The sequence below is a fragment of the Neobacillus rhizophilus genome (assembly GCF_018343535.1).
Taxonomy (GTDB): Bacteria; Bacillota; Bacilli; order Bacillales; family Cytobacillaceae; genus Neobacillus; species Neobacillus rhizophilus.
The window spans coordinates 868551-888837 of sequence record NZ_JAGYPF010000003.1 but is presented as its reverse complement, the minus strand read 5'-3'; the positions used below and the strand labels follow the sequence as shown (position 1 = coordinate 888837).

Sequence of the window (20287 nt, the reverse complement as noted above, 5' to 3'; positions counted from 1 at the left end):
AGGAGGAGACACCATGTTTCAAAATATCGGCGTTCCAGGATTAATATTAATTCTTATCATTGCTTTAATCATATTCGGCCCATCTAAGTTACCTGAAATTGGACGTGCTTTCGGTAACACACTTAGAGAATTTAAACACTCTGCTAAGGATCTAATGTCAGACGAAAAGGAAGAAAAGGAGAAAGCAAAGTAAATTCAACGGAGATGTAAGTAGTAAGCTTACATCTTCTTATTTTTTCAGAAAGGAGAAACTGTATGCCTATTCAAAATATGCTTTTGACAGAGCACCTCGAGGAACTTAGGAAACGGATTATCTATACTTTAATTGCTTTCATCATTTTTTTAGTTGGATCATTCATATATGTACAGGATATTTACAAATGGCTTATTCGTGATCTTAACCATAAATTGGCTGTATTAGGGCCAAGTGAAATTCTTTGGGTATACTTTATGATTTCAGGTGTGATCGCGATTGCTCTTACCATTCCAATTGCCGCTTATCAAACATGGAGATTTGTAAAACCAGCGCTCTCTGAAAAAGAACGAAAAACGACGATTTCATACATTCCAGGATTGTTTATCCTTTTTATCGCTGGTTTGTCTTTCGGTTATTTCGTTGTATATCCAACAGTTCTTAAATTTTTATTGTCCTTGTCTGAAGGGCAATTTGAAACGCTATTTACATCTGAAAAGTATTTCAAATTCATGATTAAATTGACACTACCGTTTGGATTTTTGTTCGAAATTCCACTTGTGGTTATGTTCCTAACTTCTATTGGGATCATTAACCCTAGGATTCTTTCGAAAGCGCGGAAGATATCGTATTTTTTAATTGTCCTAACATCTGTTTTGATTACACCGCCTGATTTCATATCAGATATATTAGTGACAGTACCTCTCATAGTTTTATACGAAATTAGTATTAACTTGTCAAAAATTATCTATCGAAAGAAACTTAAGCAGCAATCGGATAACGAAATGGAATTAGAGCAAGTGTCTTAATGAAAATCGACTACTTTTCTCGTCTTAACAGGTTAAAAACGCGCTTGGACAGTAAATCCAAGCGCGGCCTTTCAATATATTAAGTATGTAAGAATTTAACACATACTGGTTCAGGTACTATTACATCAGACTGTAAAAGTGTTAGTTTCCCCCCCATTATTTATCACTCCCCTAACTACTAACTGGCCGTTCATCGCCTGAGGTGGCACGAGATTGATTAATATAATTAATGATAGATAGAATTAGTCATATTTGCAAAGATAAAACTCGGAGCCGTTATGGCCTCAAGAATAGTTAAACCAGATAAAAAGTTGTAGTTTTATAAATATGTTGTTAAGGACGATTTCTAATTCGAAATCGGCCTTTTCATTTTTCAATAGAAGGGGTATAAAACTCTTTCCAACTTTGGAAAAATATTATCAATATTGCCAAAGTGGTAAGTTCGATCATTCCTTTGTTTTGCAGTACACCTTCGCAAAAATGAAAATAAATCAAGAATTTTACAATTAAAAATGTAGATTTAATAAGGTTTACAGAGTTGGCATAACTTTTGCATATACTGGTAATAGGAAGAAATAAAAACGCGGCATTTCAGATTAACTAAAATTAGGAGGCGTCATTTCATGAACTATTCGTCAAAATTAGTAAAAGTAAATAAAGATCCAGGGCATGGCTCACACATCTCCCCTGTTTATTTGACCTCAACATTTGTTTTTGAAAATGCAGAAGTAGGAGCACAACGTTTCGCAGGAGAAGATCCAGGATTTATGTATTCACGCCTGGGTAATCCAAATGTAAGAGAACTGGAAGAGAAGGTAGCGGAATTGGAATATGGTGAAGGTTGTTTAGCTTTCTCATCCGGAATGGCTGCCATAACGGGTTGCCTTTTTGGTGTTTTGCAGGCTGGCGATCACGTTGTTGCACACACAGCGTTGTATGGGGCGACACACGCGTTTCTATCCAAAACGGTAAAAAAGTTTGGCATTGATGTAACATTTGTACCATTTAAGACAGGGGAAGAGCTTGAACCACACATTACAGATAGAACAAAAGTGGTCTACTTTGAAACCCCTTCTAATCCTACGCTTTCTTTAGTGGACATGAAGAGTGTAGCGGCGGTCGCTAAGCAAAAGGGGATCTTGACTGTTGTTGATAATACGTTTTTGTCCCCATATTTACAAAATCCTATTCAATGTGGCGTTGATATTGTCGTCCACAGTGCAACAAAATACTTGTCGGGTCATGGATACCTTATTGGCGGACTTGTGATTTCCAGCAAGGAAATAATTGAACCGATGCGAAAAGAAGTGCAGAAGACGATGGGAGCCAATTTGTCCCCTATGGATGCCTGGCTTCTCTATCAAGGGATACGTACATTGCACATTCGCATGGATCGCTCACAAGAAAATGCACAAATTTTGGCGGAACGCCTGGAAAAACATAAGGCTATAGAAAAGGTTTACTTTCCAGGATTAGCTAGTTTTGAAGATGAAAAAATCATGGAGAAACAAATGAAAGGTCCTGGAGCAATGATTTCTTTTGTCTTGAAGGGGGGATACGAGGCTGGGGTTAAACTTATGAATTCAGTAAAACTGAGCACTTTAGCAGTTTCCCTAGGGGATGTAGGTACATTAATTCAACATCCAGCTTCGATGACACATGCAATCATCCCTAAGGAAGAAAGAGAAAAAGCAGGTCTCGATGATGGACTCGTTCGTTTTTCGGTTGGAATTGAAGATGTAGAAGATATATGGAAGGATCTCGAAATGGCATTACAATAACCGTGCCGTTTAAGGATTTCATTAAGCGTTAAGGGTAAATATGATCTAGAAAAATCCAACTAGATAAAGAGGGGAATAAAATGTTAAACCCATTGGCTTTAGAATTAATCATGGAAGCCCGACCAGAAAACCTCTCTTCATGATCAAGATGATACATCTTTACTGATTGAGGGTCTGACCCCGTTTTTATTGGTTCTATTGTCCTCTGTATTAACGGGATGGGGACGGGAATATGAAGGACCTGGAGGGAAAGTGGTTAGAAATCCGCAAAATAGTAAAACAAGCACGAAGTCCCGCTCTTGTAATATGAATATCCCAAAAGTTAGTCTGGCAGGGCAAGCAAAAGCTTGTCCTGTTTATTCCAGCCTTTTTAAATCAACTTGCAGTCTAAATATATTTTTTGAAACCTGAATTAGTTATAACTTTTATCCCCGTGTTGCTTTCTCCAGCCCCAGTAATTGTTTTTGACACAGCTTTTGGTGAACTAAAAACTGTCCTGCCGAAGTTTACAACCCCGCTTGAAATGGTACCAATATGAATGCCGTTTTTGTTAACAATCAAGTTGATTCCCCCTAAATTGCTTTAAATCATTATATGTAAAAGCTGGTATGATGGTACAGATAATTTGATCATTAGTGTCCCGGTAGGGCTTGACTACCCCACATGAAAAAAACAAGGAATGTTGTGCAGGCTGCCGCCATTTTTTACGCACTTCATTCCTTGGTTTTTTTTATTTCCGGAATTTAAGAAATCACGAAGGGAAAAAAACTGGTTTTATCACTTTAGTTATTACTCTTAATTGGCATATCGATTACACTGGGGTCAATATAATTTGTAAAACTTGCGCCGGTATTTGTGATCACTGCTCCCCCAGTGTTAAATACTCCGGAACCACCTTCGGTTTTAGATGCCGTCTTTGGTGTGATAAACACGAGGTCACCAAATTGGACATCACCATCTCCACCGATATTATCTATTGTTACTGCTCCATTAATAATTGCAGGCATTTTGGCCGCCACCCTTTTCAATATTTGTTATATTCCCGGAATTTAAGGATTCCTAATCACAAATTGTGATAACCGGTTTAATTGCTTTAATTATTTCCAACCACTGGCATGTCAATTACGTTGGGGTCAATAAAATTCGTAGCACTTGCAATGGTATTTGTTACTATGAATACTCCTGTGTTAAATCCCCCGGCACCGGCAGGAGTCTTAGAGGCAACCTTTGGTGAGTTGAACAAGCTATCACCAAATTGGACATCACCATTTCCAGTGATATTATTTATTATTATTGGTCCAGCAATAATCGCAGGCATTTTGACAGCATCCTTTTCATTTAAGTAACCTGTTTTAGCATGCTATGCGTTTATCCCAGTTCTTGTGCTTTTTTATTTTAGGCTTTTTTCTTTTGAAATCTAAGAACCTCTTAATGGGCCATATTTCTACAAGTATTAGATTAAAGGACCTTTTCCGGAATAAGGACTAGTTCCTTTGTTACGTGAAAGGGCGGCCACCCCGTTTAGAGACTAAAAATAAATTATGGAAAGGGGAAGCCCCTCTCCATAGTGTATTTTTAGTGTAGTTACTGCCATATAGGCAATATTATAAAACTTTATCCTTCTGCCTCAACCCGATTTCCACTTCTAATTCACCTGATGCAACTTTATCCAAGTGCCACCACCATTCTTCAAGCGGTTCTGCGGAAAGAAAGAAATCATAGACCTTTCCTATATGCTCCACCATTCGTTCTACATTTTCGAGCAGCTTTAAATCATATTTCATTAGAAGAAATCGTTCTTGCTGTGTCATTTTTGAGGAATCCTTGTAAAGTCTGCTGCGGCGGTGCAGCATATCAATTGTTTCAAATAAGCAAAATTTCCTTTTGCTTACTTCAATATTCCCCTTTAATGACAAAAAAAGAGCCCCGAATGGTTCCAGCTAGTTTAGACTTCTGCCTTGCAAATTTAAACTTCCCTTCCAACTCCTTGGGTACCTCCATCCCCTCCGAAAGCTTAAAACCAACGGCACGCTTTTTAGGGTTATCAACCGTATACAGGACGTTGACGGAAAGACCATCTTCGTAAAAGACGTAGGTCCAATCGATATTTTCCACTTGAAAACGCGACGTTTCTAAAGGTTTGGCCGCAAACTCAAGATCACGTTCTTTTTTCAAAATTTGGTTCACATAGTCAAGAGTCTCCTGACTTTCGCTAGCTGGTACAACCGTAAATTCATGCTTGTATTTGTTCATAAAGTATCGGGCTTCATTCGCACGTAAACCGGCAAGTGCTTCTGCTACGGGTGAAGCTTCTAAACCATCGGTAGACACATTTTTAAAATCAACGGTATAAGCCATTTCCATTCCTCCCTTTATTTCCTTACAACAGGAATCCACATTTCACCAAATACGAGGCCGTTTCGCTGCCCCATCTCAACCGTTGTATTTGGACCGCCCACATAGGCAAAATTCGTTGCTGCTGGCAAGACTTGACCAAAGGCTATGCCAGTCAGCCTGTTGCTCAACTCTTCAGCTGTTTTCGCTTCTCCTTTAACAACGAGGTAGTCGCCTTTAGGAAATTGGATTATTCTGGTTGCTTCTGGTAATGTTGTCTCTGTTATGACGCCAGCATAATGCATCATCTTGTTATTGACTGCTTCGTTCACAGCAAAAATGTAGTCATTTGCGGCTACTTCTTTTAACGTGTCAAGCCTTCCATCCTGTTTGACTGCCTCCCAAAAGTCTGCCTTTTCCTTGGTAATGCCTGCATAATCTGTGTAATGGCTCTCAAGCTCCGTCCCAAAACCTAAAACGGTAAAGCTGTCTTTTTCTTCTAGGATATAATCTGCCATATTCAAAACCTTCCTTTTTTTAAAATTGATCAAATGATTTGTTTTTCCACTTGATGAGTTTATAATAGCCTTAAATCATGTCAAAAATTGATACTGTTTAGGGGGCCCCGATGAAAAAAGTTGGACGGATTAATACCATCATGCGGTATATCAACAACCGCGCCCACTTTACCATTTCTGAAATCATGCAGGAATTTAATATCTCTCGGTCGACAGCGATTAGAGATATCAGAGAAATTGAAGCCATGGGGATGCCGCTTGTTGCTGAAGTCGGAAGGGATGGGGGGTATTTTGTCATGAACAACTCTGTCTTGCCCACTGTACGCTTTACTAAGTCCCATTCAATATAATGTTTCTGAAATTCTAGGAAGCAAGTAAGAAACCCTTCAAACTAGTTTGGTGTGAAGGGTTTCTTTTATTAATGGTATATAGCTATAAAAGTTTCGGAGGATAAATTCAGCTAGATCTTTTCTATTATTCTCCATTTCTATGTAGTAGAAAGTTCGTCATTCAATTCTTAGTTAAGAACATTATTATTAAAAATAAAGAACTTTTTGTGTACTACAATTGGATAAATAAGGTAAAATCAAGAGGTACATAATTTTCAAATGAAAGTGTGGGAGAGAATTGGTTTTTTTTAGAAAAAGGAGAAGTTTGTTCGCTAAGTTGACAACGTTGATTCTACTATTTTCATTACTAACACCGGTTTCCAACGGAGTGGCTGCGGGTGACGTGACACCTCCAAAGCTAACTAGTTTAGTGTTATCCGGAACAAGTGCTACTCAAGGCGAATCCATCACGCTTAGTGCAGAAATACTCGAAGAGGAATCAGGGGTGGATGTTGCCTATGCCTATTATGATGGCCCAACCGGTTATTCAAAGACTGTTTCTTTGAGGTTTAACCCTGAGCCAGTCACAACCCGTAATTTGTCGATTTCTTATCGACATTATACGAGTCGTGACTGGCACTCTTTTTGATTAGGAGTAAGTGAAGTCAGCGTCTCAAGAGCGCTCTAGAACGGTAACGAGCATGCGGTGGACGACCTCGTGATCACGCGGATCGTGCAGGCGATAGTCTTCACCCGGAAGCGTGTACCACTCCTCGGCGCCAACATATGTGATAGCGAGCGTGAGGGTACCGTCGTCATCGCAGGTGGTACGCAATTCAAGCTCACCGCTGATCACACCGACCTCATTGGTCATGACACCATGGGTTGCGGTGAAGATTGACGTCTTCTTTTCCATGCGAGTAACTCCCTTCTGTGGTTGGATAGTTGTGCTGCGAGTACTACAAACGGTCGGTTGATTGTACTTGAAGAAGCAATAACCGACTTAGTAGGAACAGGTGTTAAGCATGCTCTGCAGCGCGGTCTTCTCCGACGACTGCAGGCTTAGGCCCCAACGGTACTTGGTGTTGATCCACCACTTCGCGTACGCGCAGCGGGCGCCGGAACGCGGTGGTTGCCACGTCGATGGATCCTGGTCTCCCTTAGAACGGTTGATACTGGCGGTCACTGCGATCAGCTGCGTGCCGTTGAGGTCGTTGGCGAAGTCCTGACGCTTTTGCGTGGTCCAGCTGCTGGCTCCGGAACGCCACGCCTCGGCTAAAGGGACGATATGGTCAATGTCCACTTCGGACGGTGAGTACACGGTGACGCCGTCGTAGTAACTGTACCACTTGCCAGACGTAACAGGGCAATTTCCGCTGTAGTAGTCGGCGTCACGCTTGAGCACTACCTGACGGGTGTCGCAGCCACCGCCTTGGCTGATCCAGTGCGGGAACAAGTCGCGAGTGTAGCCGGTCATGGATCCTTCGGATTTGACGGTCAGAGAGTTCAGCTGGGATTGGGCGGTGGACAAGGACGGTGTTCCGGGCGGTTGCGCCGAGGCAGTTGACAAGTCAAGTTGAAAAACAGCAAACGCCATAACCAACCCCAAGACAAACAACATCGATTTCTTCAACATAGAGATACCCCCTATATGTAATTTTTTATATTAACATCTATGTTCATTAATAGTGAATGCGATGTTAATACTAAGGTAAAGATTGAAACCAAAGCGAAATGGGGCACGATAACGATTCATTCGTTTTAGGGCATCTTTGTGAAAAGCAACATAGAATGAGTAATCTGTATCATTGTTAAGTAGTGTTCAATGAAAAAAGGCAATAAATTGAACTTTCCTCTACTTGCAATGATAGTACATGAATGATTTTCCTTAAAGTTAAAAATTTGTAAATAATCTAAAAATTACAAAGAAATAAGGCAAGTGCCTGTCGCTACCCGCATTTTGTCGAATTCTCCTCGATAAGATTCGGGTAGTGACAGGCACTCTTTTGATGCTTTACAGGCATGGCAAAAATGAAAATAAATCAAGAATTTTACAATTAAAAATGTAGATTTAATAAGGCTTACAGAGTTGGCATAACTTTTGCATATACTTCTAATTAGGAAGAAATAAAAACGGTAGCGTTTCAGATTTAACTAAAATTAGGAGCCGTAATAATCATGAACTATTCATCAAAACTGGTAAAAGTAAATAAAGATCCAGGGCATTGCTCACACATCTCCCCTGTTTATATGACTTCAACATTTGTTTTTGATAATGCAGAAGTAGGTTCTTCATTATTTTCAATAGAAAACTATCAAGAAAATATATGAATGTATTTGAAAAGTAGATAGATATTCATCGAATGTATAGATAGGTCGAATAGGAAAATAAATAAGATTAATGTTAGAATATAAATTGCATTAAATATCTCGAATTAAAGGGAAATCGGAATCTCAAACTGGAATATATTTTCCATTTCACTTAAATCTACGAAGCGTAAATAAGTTTTAGGAGATAGATACCTATAACTCTGTCCGTCAAAGTAAGAGTTAGATCAAGCGGGAGGACACCATGAAAATATGAATACAGCAGCGGTAGAACTTGTTAATATCAGTAAAATATTTGATTCAGGACATGCTGTAAAGAATCTAAATTTAACTCTAGCAAAAGGAAAAATTACAACCATTATTGGACCATCCGGATGTGGAAAATCAACCACTCTAAAAATGATTAATAAACTTATAGAACCGGATGAAGGAACAATCTTTATTAATGGGAAAGATATAAGTCTAATGGATTCAGTTAACCTTCGGAGAAATATTGGATATGTTATTCAACAGATTGGTCTATTTCCACTTATGACCATTGAAGAAAATATATCGATTGTTCCTATATTAAAGGGTGTAAAAAAGGTAGAAATAAGGGAAAGAGTAACTGAACTATTAAATTTAATTGGTCTTGATCCTGAACAATATCGTTATCGTTATCCAAGTGAAATTAGTGGTGGCCAGCAACAACGGATTGGTGTAGCAAGAGCTCTCTGTGCAGACCCATCCATTATATTAATGGATGAACCGTTTAGTGCTCTTGATCCAATAAGCCGTGTTCAGTTACAAGATGAGCTAATTTCTTTACAAAAAAAATTGAAAAAGACCATTATCTTTGTTACTCATGATATGGAGGAAGCATTAAAAATATCAGATCACATGGTAGTTCTTAAAGATGGCGTATTAATTCAAAGTAGTCCTCCAATTGATTTACTGCGTCAGCCCAAAAATGAATTTGTTCGTGAATTTATTGGGGTTAAATACTTTCAAGATTCTTTTATTCTTCCAATGAGCTCACTGGATGATCATGAGGGTGCATCAAGATGATGAAATGGATAGAAATTTTATCAAAAACCGGGGAACACCTTTATTTATCATTTACAGCTCTCTTTATTGCGTGTTTGATTGCTATTCCTTTAGGAATCTATTTTGCAAATCATGACCGTCTCGCTACACCGGTGATTAGAGTTGTACAGGTCATCCAAACTATCCCAAGTCTAGCTTTATTAGGTTTTATGGTTCCCATTTTTGGGATTGGGACACTTCCGGCGATCATTGCCTTAATCCTCTACTCTTTATTACCGGTTTTACAAAATACGTTTACTGGAATTCGAGAAGTAGACAAGTCTCTTATTGAAATTGGAACTGGAATGGGAATGACAAAGAGACAAATTCTTTGGTTAGTCCAATTACCTATGGCGCGCAGCGTTATTATGGCCGGAGTTCGAATGGCTGCCGTTCAAACCATAAGTGTTGCCACGATTGCTACTTTTATTGGAGCTGGCGGGTTAGGCGATTTGATTATGAGAGGAATTGGTATGCTTGATACAGCTATGATTTTAACTGGAGCGATCCCTACCGCTTTGCTAGCCATTATTTTAGATCGATTGCTTCTTTATCTTGATGATAAATTAACACCTAAAGGATTACGTAAAAAAAGAAAAAAACAAATTTCAGGAGAGTTAAAGTGAAAACAATGAAAAGATTAAATTCAAAATTTATTCGTAAAATGATGATGGCATTAACCAGCTTAACCTTGCTTTTTAGCATTGTTGGATGTAGTAATCAATCAGATACCGTTACGATTGGCGGAAAAGATTTTGCTGAACAGGAAATCCTTGCAAACATGATGAAACTATTAATTGAAAATGAGACAGATTTAAATGTTCAATTAAAGACTGGACTTGCCGCCAATATTACTTGGGCAGCTTTAAAAAAAGGGGATATTGATGGCTATGTAGAGTACACTGGAACTGGATTAATTAATATTTTAAATCATAAACCTGTAACGGATGCAGAAGAAGCGTATAACATAGTAGCTGAAGAATTTCCTAAAGAGTTCGGAATTACATGGTTAAAACCGCTGGGATTTAATAATACTTATGTCGTGACAATGCGTAAAGATCAAGCAGAAGAACTAGGTATTAAGACGGTCTCCGATTTAGCAGCGAAATCTGATCAATTAATTTTTGGTACTGGACAAGAATGGCTTGGACGCGAGGATGGTTTCCCAGCCTTTGAAAAGATATATAATGTAAACTTTAAAAAGGTTGTCACAATGGATTATGGATTATGGTATCCTTCGGTTCTAAATAAAGAGATTGATGTGATTATTCCTTATTCTACTGACGGTAAACTTGCAGCCTATGATTTAGTTCTTCTTAAAGATGATAAACATTTATTCCCTCCTTACGATGCTGTACCTATTTTTAAAGATGAAGTCCTTAAAAAGCATCCTGAATTGAAAGAAGCAGTAAATAAATTAGCTAACCAAATTGATGAAACAGAAATGCAAAAATTGAATGCAAAAGTTGAAATTGACAAAGAAGATGCAGCAAAAGTAGCAGAAGAATGGTTAAAAGAAAAAGGGCTTCTTAAATAGATTGATATAAAAAGAAGATGAGCATTTGCTTATCTTCTTTTTATTGGCTAATGGAAATTAGCATTAGAGTGATTTGCCTAATTTAATCTAATTGACTCCACTCCATCCATCCACCATCGAATAAACTAATATTTTGCCACCCCAATAAATGAGCAATAAAAAATGCTTCACTTGCTCTCCAGCCTGTGCCGCAATAAAAAATAATTTTTTTCTCTGAAATAATTTCTGACTCTTTCCATAGTTTTCCTATTTCTTCAAGGTTTTTGAGTACCCCGTTTTTTTTCTCAAAATCCTCCATATGATAGGGATCGGATCCAGCATAGCCCCATACTGCATTTGGAATACGACCCATTTCTTTCATATAAACATACCCGGTGTTTTTACCAGAATATTCATTCCAGCTGCGAACATCAACCACTATGCTGTCTTGATTCTGTAAATTTTTTTCAACGTCCTTCCTTGTGGAAAGATAGTTTGATTTTGGTTGTAAAAGTTTAAAAGTACCTTTGCTATCTTGTTGTATTTTCGAAGGGTGTTCTTCAGTGCTAAATCCAAGAGCATTCCATGCATCGATTCCCCCATTCAGCAAACGAACATCTTCTAAACCTGCATACATGAATGTCCATGCCGCCCGGGTAGCAGCCATTATTTTTTTTCCGTAAACAATAACAGTGGTTTCATTGCTGATTCCTAATTCATTTATGACCTTTGTTAGATTGATATCTTGTATCAAATATAAGTTTCTTAAGCTCCACTGGTGAAAGTAACTTATGTTGATTTTTAAATTGCACGTAGTACTCACCTCTAAATAGTAGCTTTAACGTAATACATATCCTCACCTTCATGATAAACAGAAATTGTGGAACATTCAAATGTGATCTAGCAGGAAAACCGCTTTTCTTTTTATGAAAGGCACTGTTAAAGAATACTGTTTTTTATCCAAAGAAAAAAGACCGTTTAGAGCGTTTTTTTTAAGTATGTCTTCTTGAAGTAAATCACCCTTTAGATAAAGTCTAATACTTCACAATTTTGCTCCGATACAAACTAGGGTAGAAGTCCACCTTTAGGTCCCAACAAGATAAGGTTGACAGGGTTTCTTCATTCAAAATCAAACTTCCCTATTAAGGTCCTTCGTTAAGAATTAAAACAAGTTGAATAAAATTAGCCCACTATCTTTGCTTCCAGACACAACATTTTATGATACTTTACTTTGAAATAGGCTTTTTAAACAGTAACAGCCACCTAAAAGTAGCATATTTTGTTGAAGAGAGTACACGTAGTAACTCTAAATTACACTTAACTGACAAAATTTTTTCGTTCAAATCTCTTGTTAGAAGTCAGTTTAACCTAATTATTAAATAAACAGAGGAGGTACAAATGCTAAATTTTCAAAATGAACTTCAAACTTTAGGAATGGATAATTTCCAAGTTGGTCATTTAATTCCTATAGGTCCTCAGAGTCAGGATCCGAGAATATTTGGCGGTATGCGTTGCGGTGGCATGATGTGCGGCGGTATGCGTTGCGGTGGCATGATGTGTGGTGGTATGCGTTGTGGTGGCATGATGTGTGGCGGTATGCGTTGCGGTGGCATGATGTGTGGCGGTATGGGTTTCGGCGGCATGATGTGCGGCGGTATGGGTTTCGGCGGCATGATGTGTGGCGGCATGATGTGTAGCGGCATGATGTTTATTTAGTTGTTTTAGCTGTTTTGGAGGTTAGTAAATCTCATCAAAAAAATGTTTTTTTATGAAAAGAAGTGTCCCTGCATGGGCACTTCTTTGTTGCTATATCATATTGGAAATATTATATAGGAAATTAATACAGTGAACATTGTAACGACTAGGAATTCCTCCTTTCACTAAACTGCTACGTTACTTGAAGAAGAAAAAAGCTTTGCTCCTTTTTTCAAGGAAAACTCCATGTTGCATCCATTAATGTGAACTATACTGCACAGTTGGTTGTATACCCCGTTTTATATAAATATTGGTAATTTAATAAACTAGGCATCCATCCAATCATATTTAGATGAACACTCATAATTTACTGTAACTTTGAATGAGAGGATGATATTAATGGTTTACTACATATTGTTGCATCACTACAATCCATGGTATAAACCAATTGTCGTTCCATTTATTCCCCCATCACCGATATCACCAGTTGTTATTTCCCATCGAAATTTGAACGAGTATGGTTTAAAATACCCTTATTAATGTTCGCTGCGAAATTTGGTTAAAACAGTACCTGGATAGTCATGAAGACCGGGATTCTGCTGTTTTTGTCACGGAACAGGATCCCCATCAAGTGAGCATTGCCCAGATGCGATACATTATCAAACGGATTTCCCACCGTGCTGGCATCAATAAAGACATACATCCGCACCAACTAAGGCACAGCTATGCAACCCACCTATCGAATAATGGAGCATATTTGGATGTTATTCAAAGCTTATTAGGTCATAAATAAAGTGAAACGATCAGGATTTATGCCCAACTAAGCGGAAGAATAAGACAGGAACGTATAAGAAATATTTTTAACTAATAAACAAGAATAAGCAACGCATCATGTATTGCGTTGCTTTGTTTCACTCTTGCACCCTTTAGTTACCTTATCCGAAGGAATGACAGAAGCAGAGGTAGAAGAAGAACTGGATTCCTGGGTGCTAAAAGAGGTATTAGACGGTGGTTTTGGGAACAAGCCATACCGCTGTGAATGCGGCACCCCATTAAGATATCAGTATATCGTTTTACATACGAAAGAGAAGAAAATCTATAAATTAGGAGAAACTTGCCTAGAAAACTACACCAACTTATCCCCGGAAATCATAAACGATATCAAAAAGGGATTCCATACCATCGATTTAGAAAGAGATGAAAAAAATTAAACCGGATCCTTATCTGTAGCATAATTTAAGATGAGAAAAAACTCTAACAGTATTCAATACTATTAGAGTTTTTTGTTTGCAATTATTATTCTACTGGCATTGTGCCAGTTGTTTTTGGCTTTTCTAAGTTAGTCCGTTATTTGTGTAAGGCTGACTCCTGCCTGTTCTCAAAATAACAATTCTAACAATACTTCTCAAGTATCGGTTATATTTATTTTGGAGTCAATGGCAAGGGAAGTGAACAAACTAAAAAATACCAAATGATTTTTCAATAAGAAAGGTGGGTAGATAAATGGTTTCGAAAAGGCAAAAAGACATCGTATTGTCTTTAATGAAGGAGAAAGAACCTGTTACAGCCGAATGGATGGCAAAAGAACTTGGTGTGAGTGACAGAACCATTCGCACCGAGATCAAAGAACTTCAATCACAATGTTCTTCGTTAGGAATCATGATTGAATCGGTTCGAGGAAAAGGATATTTATTACATATAACGGGTTATGAAGTATTTGAAAAGGAGTTTAATGCGAATGCGAATGATGGGATAGATGAAAATCAATCTCATTTTTCTGAACAGGAAAATCGGGTTTCGTATTTATTAAAAAGATTTTTATTAGAAAAGGAACCGATAAAATTAGAAAGTCTTGAGGAAGAACTATTTGTTTCCAAGCCTAAGCTTCAAAATGACTTAAAAGCCGTCCGTGAAATATTGGAGCGTTATCACTTGAAGTTAGTTTCCAGACCGCATTATGGTACGCAGGTCGAAGGCGATGAATATATGAAACGGCTATGCTTTTCAAATTATATTTTAAGCCGGAATAGCAGCTTAAACATTGACAGTCATTCTTTTCAAATATTGGACGAAAAACTATTTGAAAAGATAAAAGAAATCATCATAAAAAAAGTGAATCAATACAAAATTGAGATATCTGACATAGCACTCGAAAATTTGGCAACCCATATCACCATTGGATGCAAAAGGATTGAAGGAGGATTTGTCATTGAAAACCTCGAACACGATTTAGAAGGAAAATACCCCTTTGAAAAAATAGTAGCTAATGAAATTGTAAAAGAAGTAGAGGAGTTTACCGGCTTAAACTTTCCAAAAACAGAGATTAATTATATTATTGTTCATTTGTTGGGGACAAAATTAATTCATAAGAATACGTTGAATGAATTTAGTAAATTTGATGAGTTAGACACCATCATTCATTGCATGCTGGAAAGGTTGAAAACTGAATTAAATTGGGATTTTCATGACGACTCCGAATTCATTCAAGCGCTGACTTTGCACATTCGGCCGGCAATGAACAGGTTGCGGTACAATATGAACATTCGGAATCCATTATTAGATGAAATTAAAAGGAAATATCCTAGCGCCTTTGAGGGGGCAGCCATTGCCAGCAGATGTATCGACGAATATTTGGGGATTGAGGTAGGAGAACACGAAATTGCCTATATTGCCTTACATATTGGTGTGGCATTAGAAAGAATGAAGACAAGGCAGAAAAAGGCAAAACGGGTCATTATAGTGTGTGCTTCTGGTATCGGGAGTGCAAGGCTGTTATTTTATCGTTTACAAAATGAATTTAAAGATGAAATCGAGATAGTGGCTACAACCAACTATTATCAATTAAAAGAATACGACCTATCCTCTCTTGATTTTATTATTAGTACAATTCCAATAAAAGTAGATATAGGCGTTCCAGTACAAGTCGTCAATACCTTTTTGGGCGAAGGGGATATTGCAAATATCCGGAAGGGCTTATCGTCTGTAAAAGAGGGCGAGGAACGGAGCTATATAGATGAGTCCAGAGTTTTTATTCATAAAGACTTTGAGGATAAGGAAAGCGTCATCCGTTTTATGTGTGAAGAATTATACAAACAAAATCTCGTCTCCAAAGATTATGTGAATTTGGTGTTGGAAAGGGAGGCGCTCGCTCCAACAAGCTTTGGGAATCTTGTTGCCATCCCTCATCCACTTACACCGGAAACAGAGGAAACATTTTGGACCGTGTGTACATTAAAGAAGCCGATCGAATGGACAGTTAAACAGATGGTTCAATTTATCTGCTTGCTAAATATAAGAAAAGAACCCGAGGGTGATCTGGAAAAAATGTATCAAAGGCTCATTGCTTTAATTGAAAACAGTACAAAGGTCCAAAAAATTCTAAAGAGTAAATCAGCTGAAGAAATTATAAAGATTTTAAATAAATCTTAACTGATAGGAAATGAATCTTAACGAAGAAGCCATTTAATAGAAATAGATTGGGGGTATTCCAAAAGGAGTACCCCTTTTTAAGGTTATGGGCATATTATCAGAGGATAATGAGTTTACATAACTTTTAGTGTCCATCCATTTTTCCGTTACGTAACGGAAAAATCCTTTCTGTAAAATTAAACGCTTTCAACATAAACTATAAACATAAAGTGATTGAATCACTCTTAAAACAGTCGCCAAATTAAACTGTTTAGATTAATTGGCTCATTGTTTTTTAAAAATAACTTTTATAGATAATAGGAGGAATAAATCGATGAATATTTTACTATGTTGTGCTGCGGGGATGAGTACAAGTCTGCTTGTGACCAAGATGGAGAAAGCAGCCCAAGAGCAAGGTTTAGAGGGGAAAATCTGGGCAGTTCCAGCCAATCAGGTCAACCTACACATTGACAACGCTGATGTCCTTCTTTTAGGACCGCAAGTAAGATTCCTGCTTCCAAAAATGAAACAGTTAGGTGAAGAAAAAGGCATTCCAGTCGATGCGATCAATCCAGTCCACTACGGTACGTGCAATGGCCCGGAAGTTCTAAAAACAGCTATAAATTTAGTAAATAACAAATAATAAAAAAAGGGGAAAAATAAAATGGGTAAATTCAACAGCATTCTTGAAGAAAAAGTTATGCCTGTTGCAGCAAAGATTGGTGCGCAAAGGCACTTATTGGCTCTTCGTGATGGGCTCATTGCGACGATGCCATTCATTGTTATTGGTTCATTTTTCTTAATCATAGCTAACTTGCCAATTCCAGGTTATGCAGATTGGATGGCTTCTATTTTTGGTCCAACATGGGCTGCTAAATTAAGTTATCCAGTAGATGCAACGTTCAATATCATGTCACTTATTGCGGCGTTCGCGGTAGCTTACCGATTAGCGGAAAGCTATAAGCTTGACGCGATGAGTGCAGCTACTATATCAGTTGCTGCTTTCTTATTAACAACACCATTTAGTTTCTCATTTACTCCAGCTGGAGCTACAGAAGGAGTTTTGGTAACTGGTGCTATTTCAAAAGCTTTCTTAAGCAGTAAAGGTTTGTTTGTTGCGTTACTTTTTGCTATTTTATCAACTGAAATTTATCGTTGGGTCGTCAAGAAAGATATTGTGATTAAAATGCCAGAAGGTGTACCTCCAAGTGTTGGCCGATCATTTGCAGCATTAATTCCTGGATTTATTGTTCTTTTAGTAGTTTGGGTCATCCGTTTACTTGTTGAAATGACACCTTATGCAAGTATCAACGGCTTAGTTACGACCCTTTTAGGTGACCCGCTGAAATTGGTAGGTCTTACTCTAGGAGGAACGATAGTAGCCGAATTATTCGTAACGATACTATGGTCTACTGGATTACACGGTACAAACATCGTTAAAAGTGTAATGGAACCAATTTGGTTTGGTGCAATGGGTGACAATATGACAGCTTATCAAGCGGGCCAACCACTACCACACATTGTTACACAACAATTCTGGGATAATTTCATCCACATCGGTGGAACGGGCGTAACATTTGGTTTGGTTCTCTCGATGGTAATGTTTGCCAAATCCCAACAAATGAAAAGTCTTGGTCGTTTGGCATTTGCTCCTAGTATCTTTAACATTAACGAACCATTAATCTTTGGTATGCCGATCGTGTTAAACCCAATCATGATCATTCCATTCGTTGTTACATCCATCGTTACTGTTATTGTCACGTTCCTTGGAATGGATATGGGCTTGGTCGCAAAACCAGTTGGTATTGCAGTACCTTGGACCATGCCGCCAATTATCTCAGGATACCTTGCCAGTGGCGGACATATTTCAGGTGCCATCATGAATGTAGTTAACATTGTTATTTCATTCTTAATTTATCTTCCATTCTTCAAAATATATGATAACGCGAAGAAGAAAGAAGAAGACGCGATGAACGCAGGTAAAACGAAAGAAAATATTGCGTAATAAAGTGACGGGGCATTAGTTTGACTAGTGCCTGTCTCATTCCAATTAATATGACAATAAAGGTCATTCGCCTTCTGACAGTATCGGAAAATTTTTTTGGATGAGATAGTAGAAAATCACAGCTCTATTTACCTAACCGTGGATATTTCTAGATTTTCATATTAATCTAAAATTGGCAGGAGAGGGGAATTTCCTTTTCAAGTAAATCAAATGAAAGGCTGTTAATTATGAATAAAGAAGAACTTTACAATCTTGCATTTCAATTAATCCTTCATGCAGGCAATGCAAGAAGCTTGGCGATGGAAGCAATGTATGTAGCTAAAGAAGGCAAATTTGATGAAGCGGAAGCGAAACTAACCGAAGCAGATGCAGCCTTCAATGAAGCACATCATTTTCAAACGGAATTAATCCAAAAAGAAGCAGGCGGAGCGAAATTCGATCTTCCTCTTATTATGGTTCATGCCCAAGACCATTTGATGACTTCGATGACGCTTAAAGATTTGGCAAGAGAAATCATCGATTTGCATAAACTAATCAAAAAGGATTAAAGCAAAATCCTCCCAGGACAATTAAAAGTTAAACATTGTTGGCAGCCTTGCAAAACGCATGGTTGAAAAAGTAAATTGTAACTGAAAAAATGTCTGTCATTCTTTAATTGCCCAACTTATTTTGGGCTTTTTTCATTCATAATGATTTCACATACTCATTTTACAATGATCGTAAGGAGAGAAAATTATATTTGAACCCATAGTCTTCATTTTAGAAAGGAAATGAACTTTAATGAAAAAAACATTCCCAGAAAATTTTTTATGGGGTGGAGCTACAGCTGCAAACCAATATGAAGGTGGATACAATGAAGGCGGAAGAGGGCTTGCAACAAGCGACTTCATAACGAATGGTTCTGCAGACCGTCCAAGAAAAATTACAATCAGGTTAAAAGATGGAACAAAAACAATGGTAAACCGACGACCTACGGGGGACCCCAAAATAGATACTATACCAGAAGGCACATCAGGCTATATTGATGAAAATGTTTATTATCCAAGCCATAATGCAGTTGATTTTTACCACCATTACAAAGAAGATATTGCCCTTTTTGGAGAAATGGGTTTTAAGTGTTTCCGGCTATCTCTTAGTTGGTCCCGTATTTTCCCAAAGGGTGGAATTGAAGGGGAACAACCAAATGAGGAAGGGTTAAAATTTTATGAAGATGTTTTTAAAGAGTGCAAAAAATATAATATCGAACCATTAGTCACTCTTTATCATTTTGAAACCCCTGCTTATTTGGCGGAACATTTTAATGGGTGGGGCGGTCGTGAGACGATTGATTGTTTCTTAAGAATGTGCAAAGAAGTCTTTACTAGATATAAAGATTTAGTTAAGTATTGGATCACCATTAATGAAATTAATGTATTAAATGGTTACGCCTTTATGGGAACCAGGGAGGCTACCGCGCAGGTACGTTATCAGGCAAAGCATCATATGTTTGTTGCGAGTGCCCTTGCCAATAAGCTTTGTCACGAGATCATTCCAGATGCAAAGATTGGCTGTATGGTTGCCTTAAGCTGCATTTACCCGAAAGATTGTAAGCCGGAAAATGCATTTGGAGCTTTGGATTATCGAAGAGGAGCTTTGATATATTCAGATATTATGATGAGGGGATATTATCCATCTTACTCAGGCCACTTCTTTGAAGAGATGGGGGTAACCATAAAAAAAGAACCAGGGGACGACGAAATAATCAAGGCGTATCCTTCGGATTTTTTAGCGTTTAGTTATTACCGCAGTAGTGTATACCATACTGAAATCGTTCAGAATACCGATACCGGCGGACAAATGGGGGATGTAAATCCATTCGTAGAAAAAACGGAGTGGGGTTGGGCGATTGACCCAGTTGGGCTAAGATACACCCTATCTGAACTTTATGACCGGTATCAAAAACCTCTCTTTATTGTTGAAAACGGAATGGGAACCATTGATAAACCGGATGAAAATGGATATGTGGAGGATGATTATCGGATTCAATATTTCCGAGATCATATTGTAGAAATGAAAAAGGCGGTTACTTTAGACGGTGTTGACTTGATGGGCTATACACCATGGGGTTGTATTGATTTAGTCTCAGCAGGGACAGGAGAAATGAAAAAACGATATGGTTTTATTTATGTAGATATGGACGACGAAGGAAATGGAACATTAAAAAGAACAAAGAAAAAATCATTTGATTGGTACAAGAAAGTGATTGCAACTAACGGCGAAGACCTTAGTTTTTAGATTAAATAAATATCTAGATTAACAAAAAATAG

Annotated in this window: 24 protein-coding genes and 2 pseudogenes; 17 read left to right on the top strand and 9 right to left on the bottom strand. The window is 37.9% G+C overall.

What is annotated here, in order from left to right:
* Positions 1–13 precede the first annotated feature (13 nt).
* The 3 genes from KHA99_RS17820 (at position 14) to KHA99_RS17810 (ending at position 2783) form a co-directional block, all read left to right on the top strand.
* A complete protein-coding gene (locus KHA99_RS17820) occupies positions 14–193 on the top strand; it encodes a twin-arginine translocase TatA/TatE family subunit (RefSeq protein WP_213118786.1) in 180 nt (59 codons plus the stop codon).
* A gap of 62 nt (positions 194–255) precedes the next feature.
* Positions 256–1002, top strand: coding sequence for a twin-arginine translocase subunit TatC (gene tatC / locus KHA99_RS17815; RefSeq protein WP_213118785.1), 747 nt, complete (start codon positions 256–258; stop codon positions 1000–1002).
* A 623-nt stretch (positions 1003–1625) separates the two neighbouring features.
* A complete protein-coding gene (locus tag KHA99_RS17810; RefSeq protein WP_213118784.1) occupies positions 1626–2783 on the top strand; it encodes a trans-sulfuration enzyme family protein in 1158 nt (385 codons plus the stop codon).
* 387 nt (positions 2784–3170) lie between these two features.
* Here the strand turns inward: KHA99_RS17810 and KHA99_RS17805 are convergent, their stop codons facing one another.
* From KHA99_RS17805 to KHA99_RS17780, 6 genes are all read right to left on the bottom strand, one after another.
* On the bottom strand, positions 3171–3344 hold the full coding sequence (locus KHA99_RS17805) for a spore germination protein (RefSeq protein WP_213118783.1): 174 nt from the start codon (positions 3342–3344) through the stop codon (positions 3171–3173).
* 221 nt (positions 3345–3565) lie between these two features.
* Entirely contained in the window at positions 3566–3790 is a 225-nt protein-coding gene (locus KHA99_RS17800) for a spore germination protein (protein WP_213118782.1), read from the bottom strand.
* 86 nt (positions 3791–3876) lie between these two features.
* Positions 3877–4101: a spore germination protein gene (locus KHA99_RS17795; RefSeq protein ID WP_213118781.1), complete on the bottom strand. Its 225-nt coding sequence runs from the start codon at positions 4099–4101 to the stop codon at positions 3877–3879.
* A 286-nt stretch (positions 4102–4387) separates the two neighbouring features.
* Entirely contained in the window at positions 4388–4594 is a 207-nt protein-coding gene (locus tag KHA99_RS17790; RefSeq protein ID WP_249366721.1) for a hypothetical protein, read from the bottom strand.
* A gap of 82 nt (positions 4595–4676) precedes the next feature.
* Positions 4677–5141 (bottom strand): DUF8821 family protein, encoded by a 465-nt coding sequence (locus KHA99_RS17785; protein ID WP_213118779.1) that lies wholly within the window; start codon positions 5139–5141, stop codon positions 4677–4679.
* A 14-nt stretch (positions 5142–5155) separates the two neighbouring features.
* On the bottom strand, positions 5156–5635 hold the full coding sequence (locus KHA99_RS17780; protein ID WP_213118778.1) for a GyrI-like domain-containing protein: 480 nt from the start codon (positions 5633–5635) through the stop codon (positions 5156–5158).
* A gap of 110 nt (positions 5636–5745) precedes the next feature.
* Between KHA99_RS17780 and KHA99_RS17775 the strand changes: the two are divergent.
* Positions 5746–5967, top strand: a pseudogene (locus tag KHA99_RS17775) (helix-turn-helix transcriptional regulator); the annotation flags it as partial.
* Between the two features lie 322 nt (positions 5968–6289).
* Entirely contained in the window at positions 6290–6613 is a 324-nt protein-coding gene (locus KHA99_RS17770; protein WP_213118777.1) for a hypothetical protein, read from the top strand.
* A gap of 24 nt (positions 6614–6637) precedes the next feature.
* On the opposite strand, the gene KHA99_RS17765 is transcribed toward KHA99_RS17770, so the two are convergent.
* Together KHA99_RS17765 and KHA99_RS17760 are read right to left on the bottom strand one after the other, a co-directional pair.
* A complete protein-coding gene (locus KHA99_RS17765) occupies positions 6638–6880 on the bottom strand; it encodes a hypothetical protein (protein ID WP_213118776.1) in 243 nt (80 codons plus the stop codon).
* Positions 6881–6967: 87 nt separating this feature from the next.
* Positions 6968–7600: an HNH endonuclease family protein gene (locus KHA99_RS17760; RefSeq protein ID WP_213118775.1), complete on the bottom strand. Its 633-nt coding sequence runs from the start codon at positions 7598–7600 to the stop codon at positions 6968–6970.
* A 542-nt stretch (positions 7601–8142) separates the two neighbouring features.
* Between KHA99_RS17760 and KHA99_RS17755 the strand changes: the two genes are divergently transcribed.
* The 4 genes and pseudogenes from KHA99_RS17755 (at position 8143) to KHA99_RS17740 (ending at position 10894) form a co-directional block, all read left to right on the top strand.
* On the top strand, positions 8143–8295 hold the full coding sequence (locus KHA99_RS17755) for a hypothetical protein (RefSeq protein WP_213118774.1): 153 nt from the start codon (positions 8143–8145) through the stop codon (positions 8293–8295).
* A gap of 249 nt (positions 8296–8544) precedes the next feature.
* Positions 8545–9267 (top strand): annotated as a pseudogene (locus KHA99_RS17750) (ABC transporter ATP-binding protein); the annotation flags it as partial.
* A gap of 68 nt (positions 9268–9335) precedes the next feature.
* Positions 9336–9983 (top strand): ABC transporter permease, encoded by a 648-nt coding sequence (locus KHA99_RS17745; protein ID WP_213118772.1) that lies wholly within the window; start codon positions 9336–9338, stop codon positions 9981–9983.
* Between the two features lie 5 nt (positions 9984–9988).
* Positions 9989–10894, top strand: coding sequence for an ABC transporter substrate-binding protein (locus KHA99_RS17740; protein ID WP_249366765.1), 906 nt, complete (start codon positions 9989–9991; stop codon positions 10892–10894).
* 82 nt (positions 10895–10976) lie between these two features.
* Here KHA99_RS17740 and KHA99_RS17735 read toward each other — a convergent pair whose 3' ends face one another.
* Complete coding sequence (locus tag KHA99_RS17735; protein ID WP_213118770.1) at positions 10977–11627, bottom strand: sulfurtransferase; 651 nt, start codon at positions 11625–11627, stop codon at positions 10977–10979.
* Positions 11628–12271: 644 nt separating this feature from the next.
* Here KHA99_RS17735 and KHA99_RS17730 point away from each other — a divergent pair.
* From KHA99_RS17730 to KHA99_RS17695, 8 genes are all read left to right on the top strand, one after another.
* The gene (locus tag KHA99_RS17730) at positions 12272–12589 is read left to right on the top strand and encodes a heterocycloanthracin/sonorensin family bacteriocin (RefSeq protein WP_213118769.1); all 318 of its coding nucleotides are present in this window, start codon (positions 12272–12274) and stop codon (positions 12587–12589) included.
* A gap of 514 nt (positions 12590–13103) precedes the next feature.
* A complete protein-coding gene (locus KHA99_RS17725) occupies positions 13104–13361 on the top strand; it encodes a tyrosine-type recombinase/integrase (protein ID WP_213118923.1) in 258 nt (85 codons plus the stop codon).
* 154 nt (positions 13362–13515) lie between these two features.
* Positions 13516–13779, top strand: coding sequence for a hypothetical protein (locus KHA99_RS17720; RefSeq protein WP_213118768.1), 264 nt, complete (start codon positions 13516–13518; stop codon positions 13777–13779).
* Between the two features lie 292 nt (positions 13780–14071).
* Positions 14072–15997, top strand: a complete 1926-nt coding sequence (locus KHA99_RS17715; protein ID WP_213118767.1) for a BglG family transcription antiterminator — start codon at positions 14072–14074, stop codon at positions 15995–15997.
* A 313-nt stretch (positions 15998–16310) separates the two neighbouring features.
* Positions 16311–16619, top strand: a complete 309-nt coding sequence (locus tag KHA99_RS17710; protein ID WP_213118766.1) for a PTS sugar transporter subunit IIB — start codon at positions 16311–16313, stop codon at positions 16617–16619.
* Between the two features lie 21 nt (positions 16620–16640).
* The gene (gene celB, locus KHA99_RS17705) at positions 16641–17981 is read left to right on the top strand and encodes a PTS cellobiose transporter subunit IIC (protein WP_213118765.1); all 1341 of its coding nucleotides are present in this window, start codon (positions 16641–16643) and stop codon (positions 17979–17981) included.
* A 227-nt stretch (positions 17982–18208) separates the two neighbouring features.
* Entirely contained in the window at positions 18209–18529 is a 321-nt protein-coding gene (locus KHA99_RS17700; RefSeq protein WP_213118764.1) for a PTS sugar transporter subunit IIA, read from the top strand.
* A 232-nt stretch (positions 18530–18761) separates the two neighbouring features.
* Positions 18762–20255: a family 1 glycosylhydrolase gene (locus KHA99_RS17695; RefSeq protein WP_213118763.1), complete on the top strand. Its 1494-nt coding sequence runs from the start codon at positions 18762–18764 to the stop codon at positions 20253–20255.
* Positions 20256–20287: the final 32 nt, after the last annotated feature.

Bases quoted from the DNA above. Each gene is read 5' to 3' on its own strand.
- KHA99_RS17820 (WP_213118786.1), top strand. From the start codon at position 14: ATGTTTCAAAATATCGGCGTTCCAGGATTAATATTAATTCTTATCATT.
- tatC (WP_213118785.1), top strand. From the start codon at position 256: ATGCCTATTCAAAATATGCTTTTGACAGAGCACCTCGAGGAACTTAGG.
- KHA99_RS17810 (WP_213118784.1), top strand. From the start codon at position 1,626: ATGAACTATTCGTCAAAATTAGTAAAAGTAAATAAAGATCCAGGGCAT.
- KHA99_RS17800 (WP_213118782.1), bottom strand. From the start codon at position 3,790: ATGCCTGCAATTATTAATGGAGCAGTAACAATAGATAATATCGGTGGA.
- KHA99_RS17795 (WP_213118781.1), bottom strand. From the start codon at position 4,101: ATGCCTGCGATTATTGCTGGACCAATAATAATAAATAATATCACTGGA.
- KHA99_RS17790 (WP_249366721.1), bottom strand. From the start codon at position 4,594: ATGACACAGCAAGAACGATTTCTTCTAATGAAATATGATTTAAAGCTG.
- KHA99_RS17785 (WP_213118779.1), bottom strand. From the start codon at position 5,141: ATGGCTTATACCGTTGATTTTAAAAATGTGTCTACCGATGGTTTAGAA.
- KHA99_RS17780 (WP_213118778.1), bottom strand. From the start codon at position 5,635: ATGGCAGATTATATCCTAGAAGAAAAAGACAGCTTTACCGTTTTAGGT.
- KHA99_RS17765 (WP_213118776.1), bottom strand. From the start codon at position 6,880: ATGGAAAAGAAGACGTCAATCTTCACCGCAACCCATGGTGTCATGACC.
- KHA99_RS17760 (WP_213118775.1), bottom strand. From the start codon at position 7,600: ATGTTGAAGAAATCGATGTTGTTTGTCTTGGGGTTGGTTATGGCGTTT.
- KHA99_RS17755 (WP_213118774.1), top strand. From the start codon at position 8,143: ATGAACTATTCATCAAAACTGGTAAAAGTAAATAAAGATCCAGGGCAT.
- KHA99_RS17745 (WP_213118772.1), top strand. From the start codon at position 9,336: ATGATGAAATGGATAGAAATTTTATCAAAAACCGGGGAACACCTTTAT.
- KHA99_RS17740 (WP_249366765.1), top strand. From the start codon at position 9,989: ATGAAAAGATTAAATTCAAAATTTATTCGTAAAATGATGATGGCATTA.
- KHA99_RS17730 (WP_213118769.1), top strand. From the start codon at position 12,272: ATGCTAAATTTTCAAAATGAACTTCAAACTTTAGGAATGGATAATTTC.
- KHA99_RS17720 (WP_213118768.1), top strand. From the start codon at position 13,516: ATGACAGAAGCAGAGGTAGAAGAAGAACTGGATTCCTGGGTGCTAAAA.
- KHA99_RS17715 (WP_213118767.1), top strand. From the start codon at position 14,072: ATGGTTTCGAAAAGGCAAAAAGACATCGTATTGTCTTTAATGAAGGAG.
- KHA99_RS17710 (WP_213118766.1), top strand. From the start codon at position 16,311: ATGAATATTTTACTATGTTGTGCTGCGGGGATGAGTACAAGTCTGCTT.
- celB (WP_213118765.1), top strand. From the start codon at position 16,641: ATGGGTAAATTCAACAGCATTCTTGAAGAAAAAGTTATGCCTGTTGCA.
- KHA99_RS17700 (WP_213118764.1), top strand. From the start codon at position 18,209: ATGAATAAAGAAGAACTTTACAATCTTGCATTTCAATTAATCCTTCAT.
- KHA99_RS17695 (WP_213118763.1), top strand. From the start codon at position 18,762: ATGAAAAAAACATTCCCAGAAAATTTTTTATGGGGTGGAGCTACAGCT.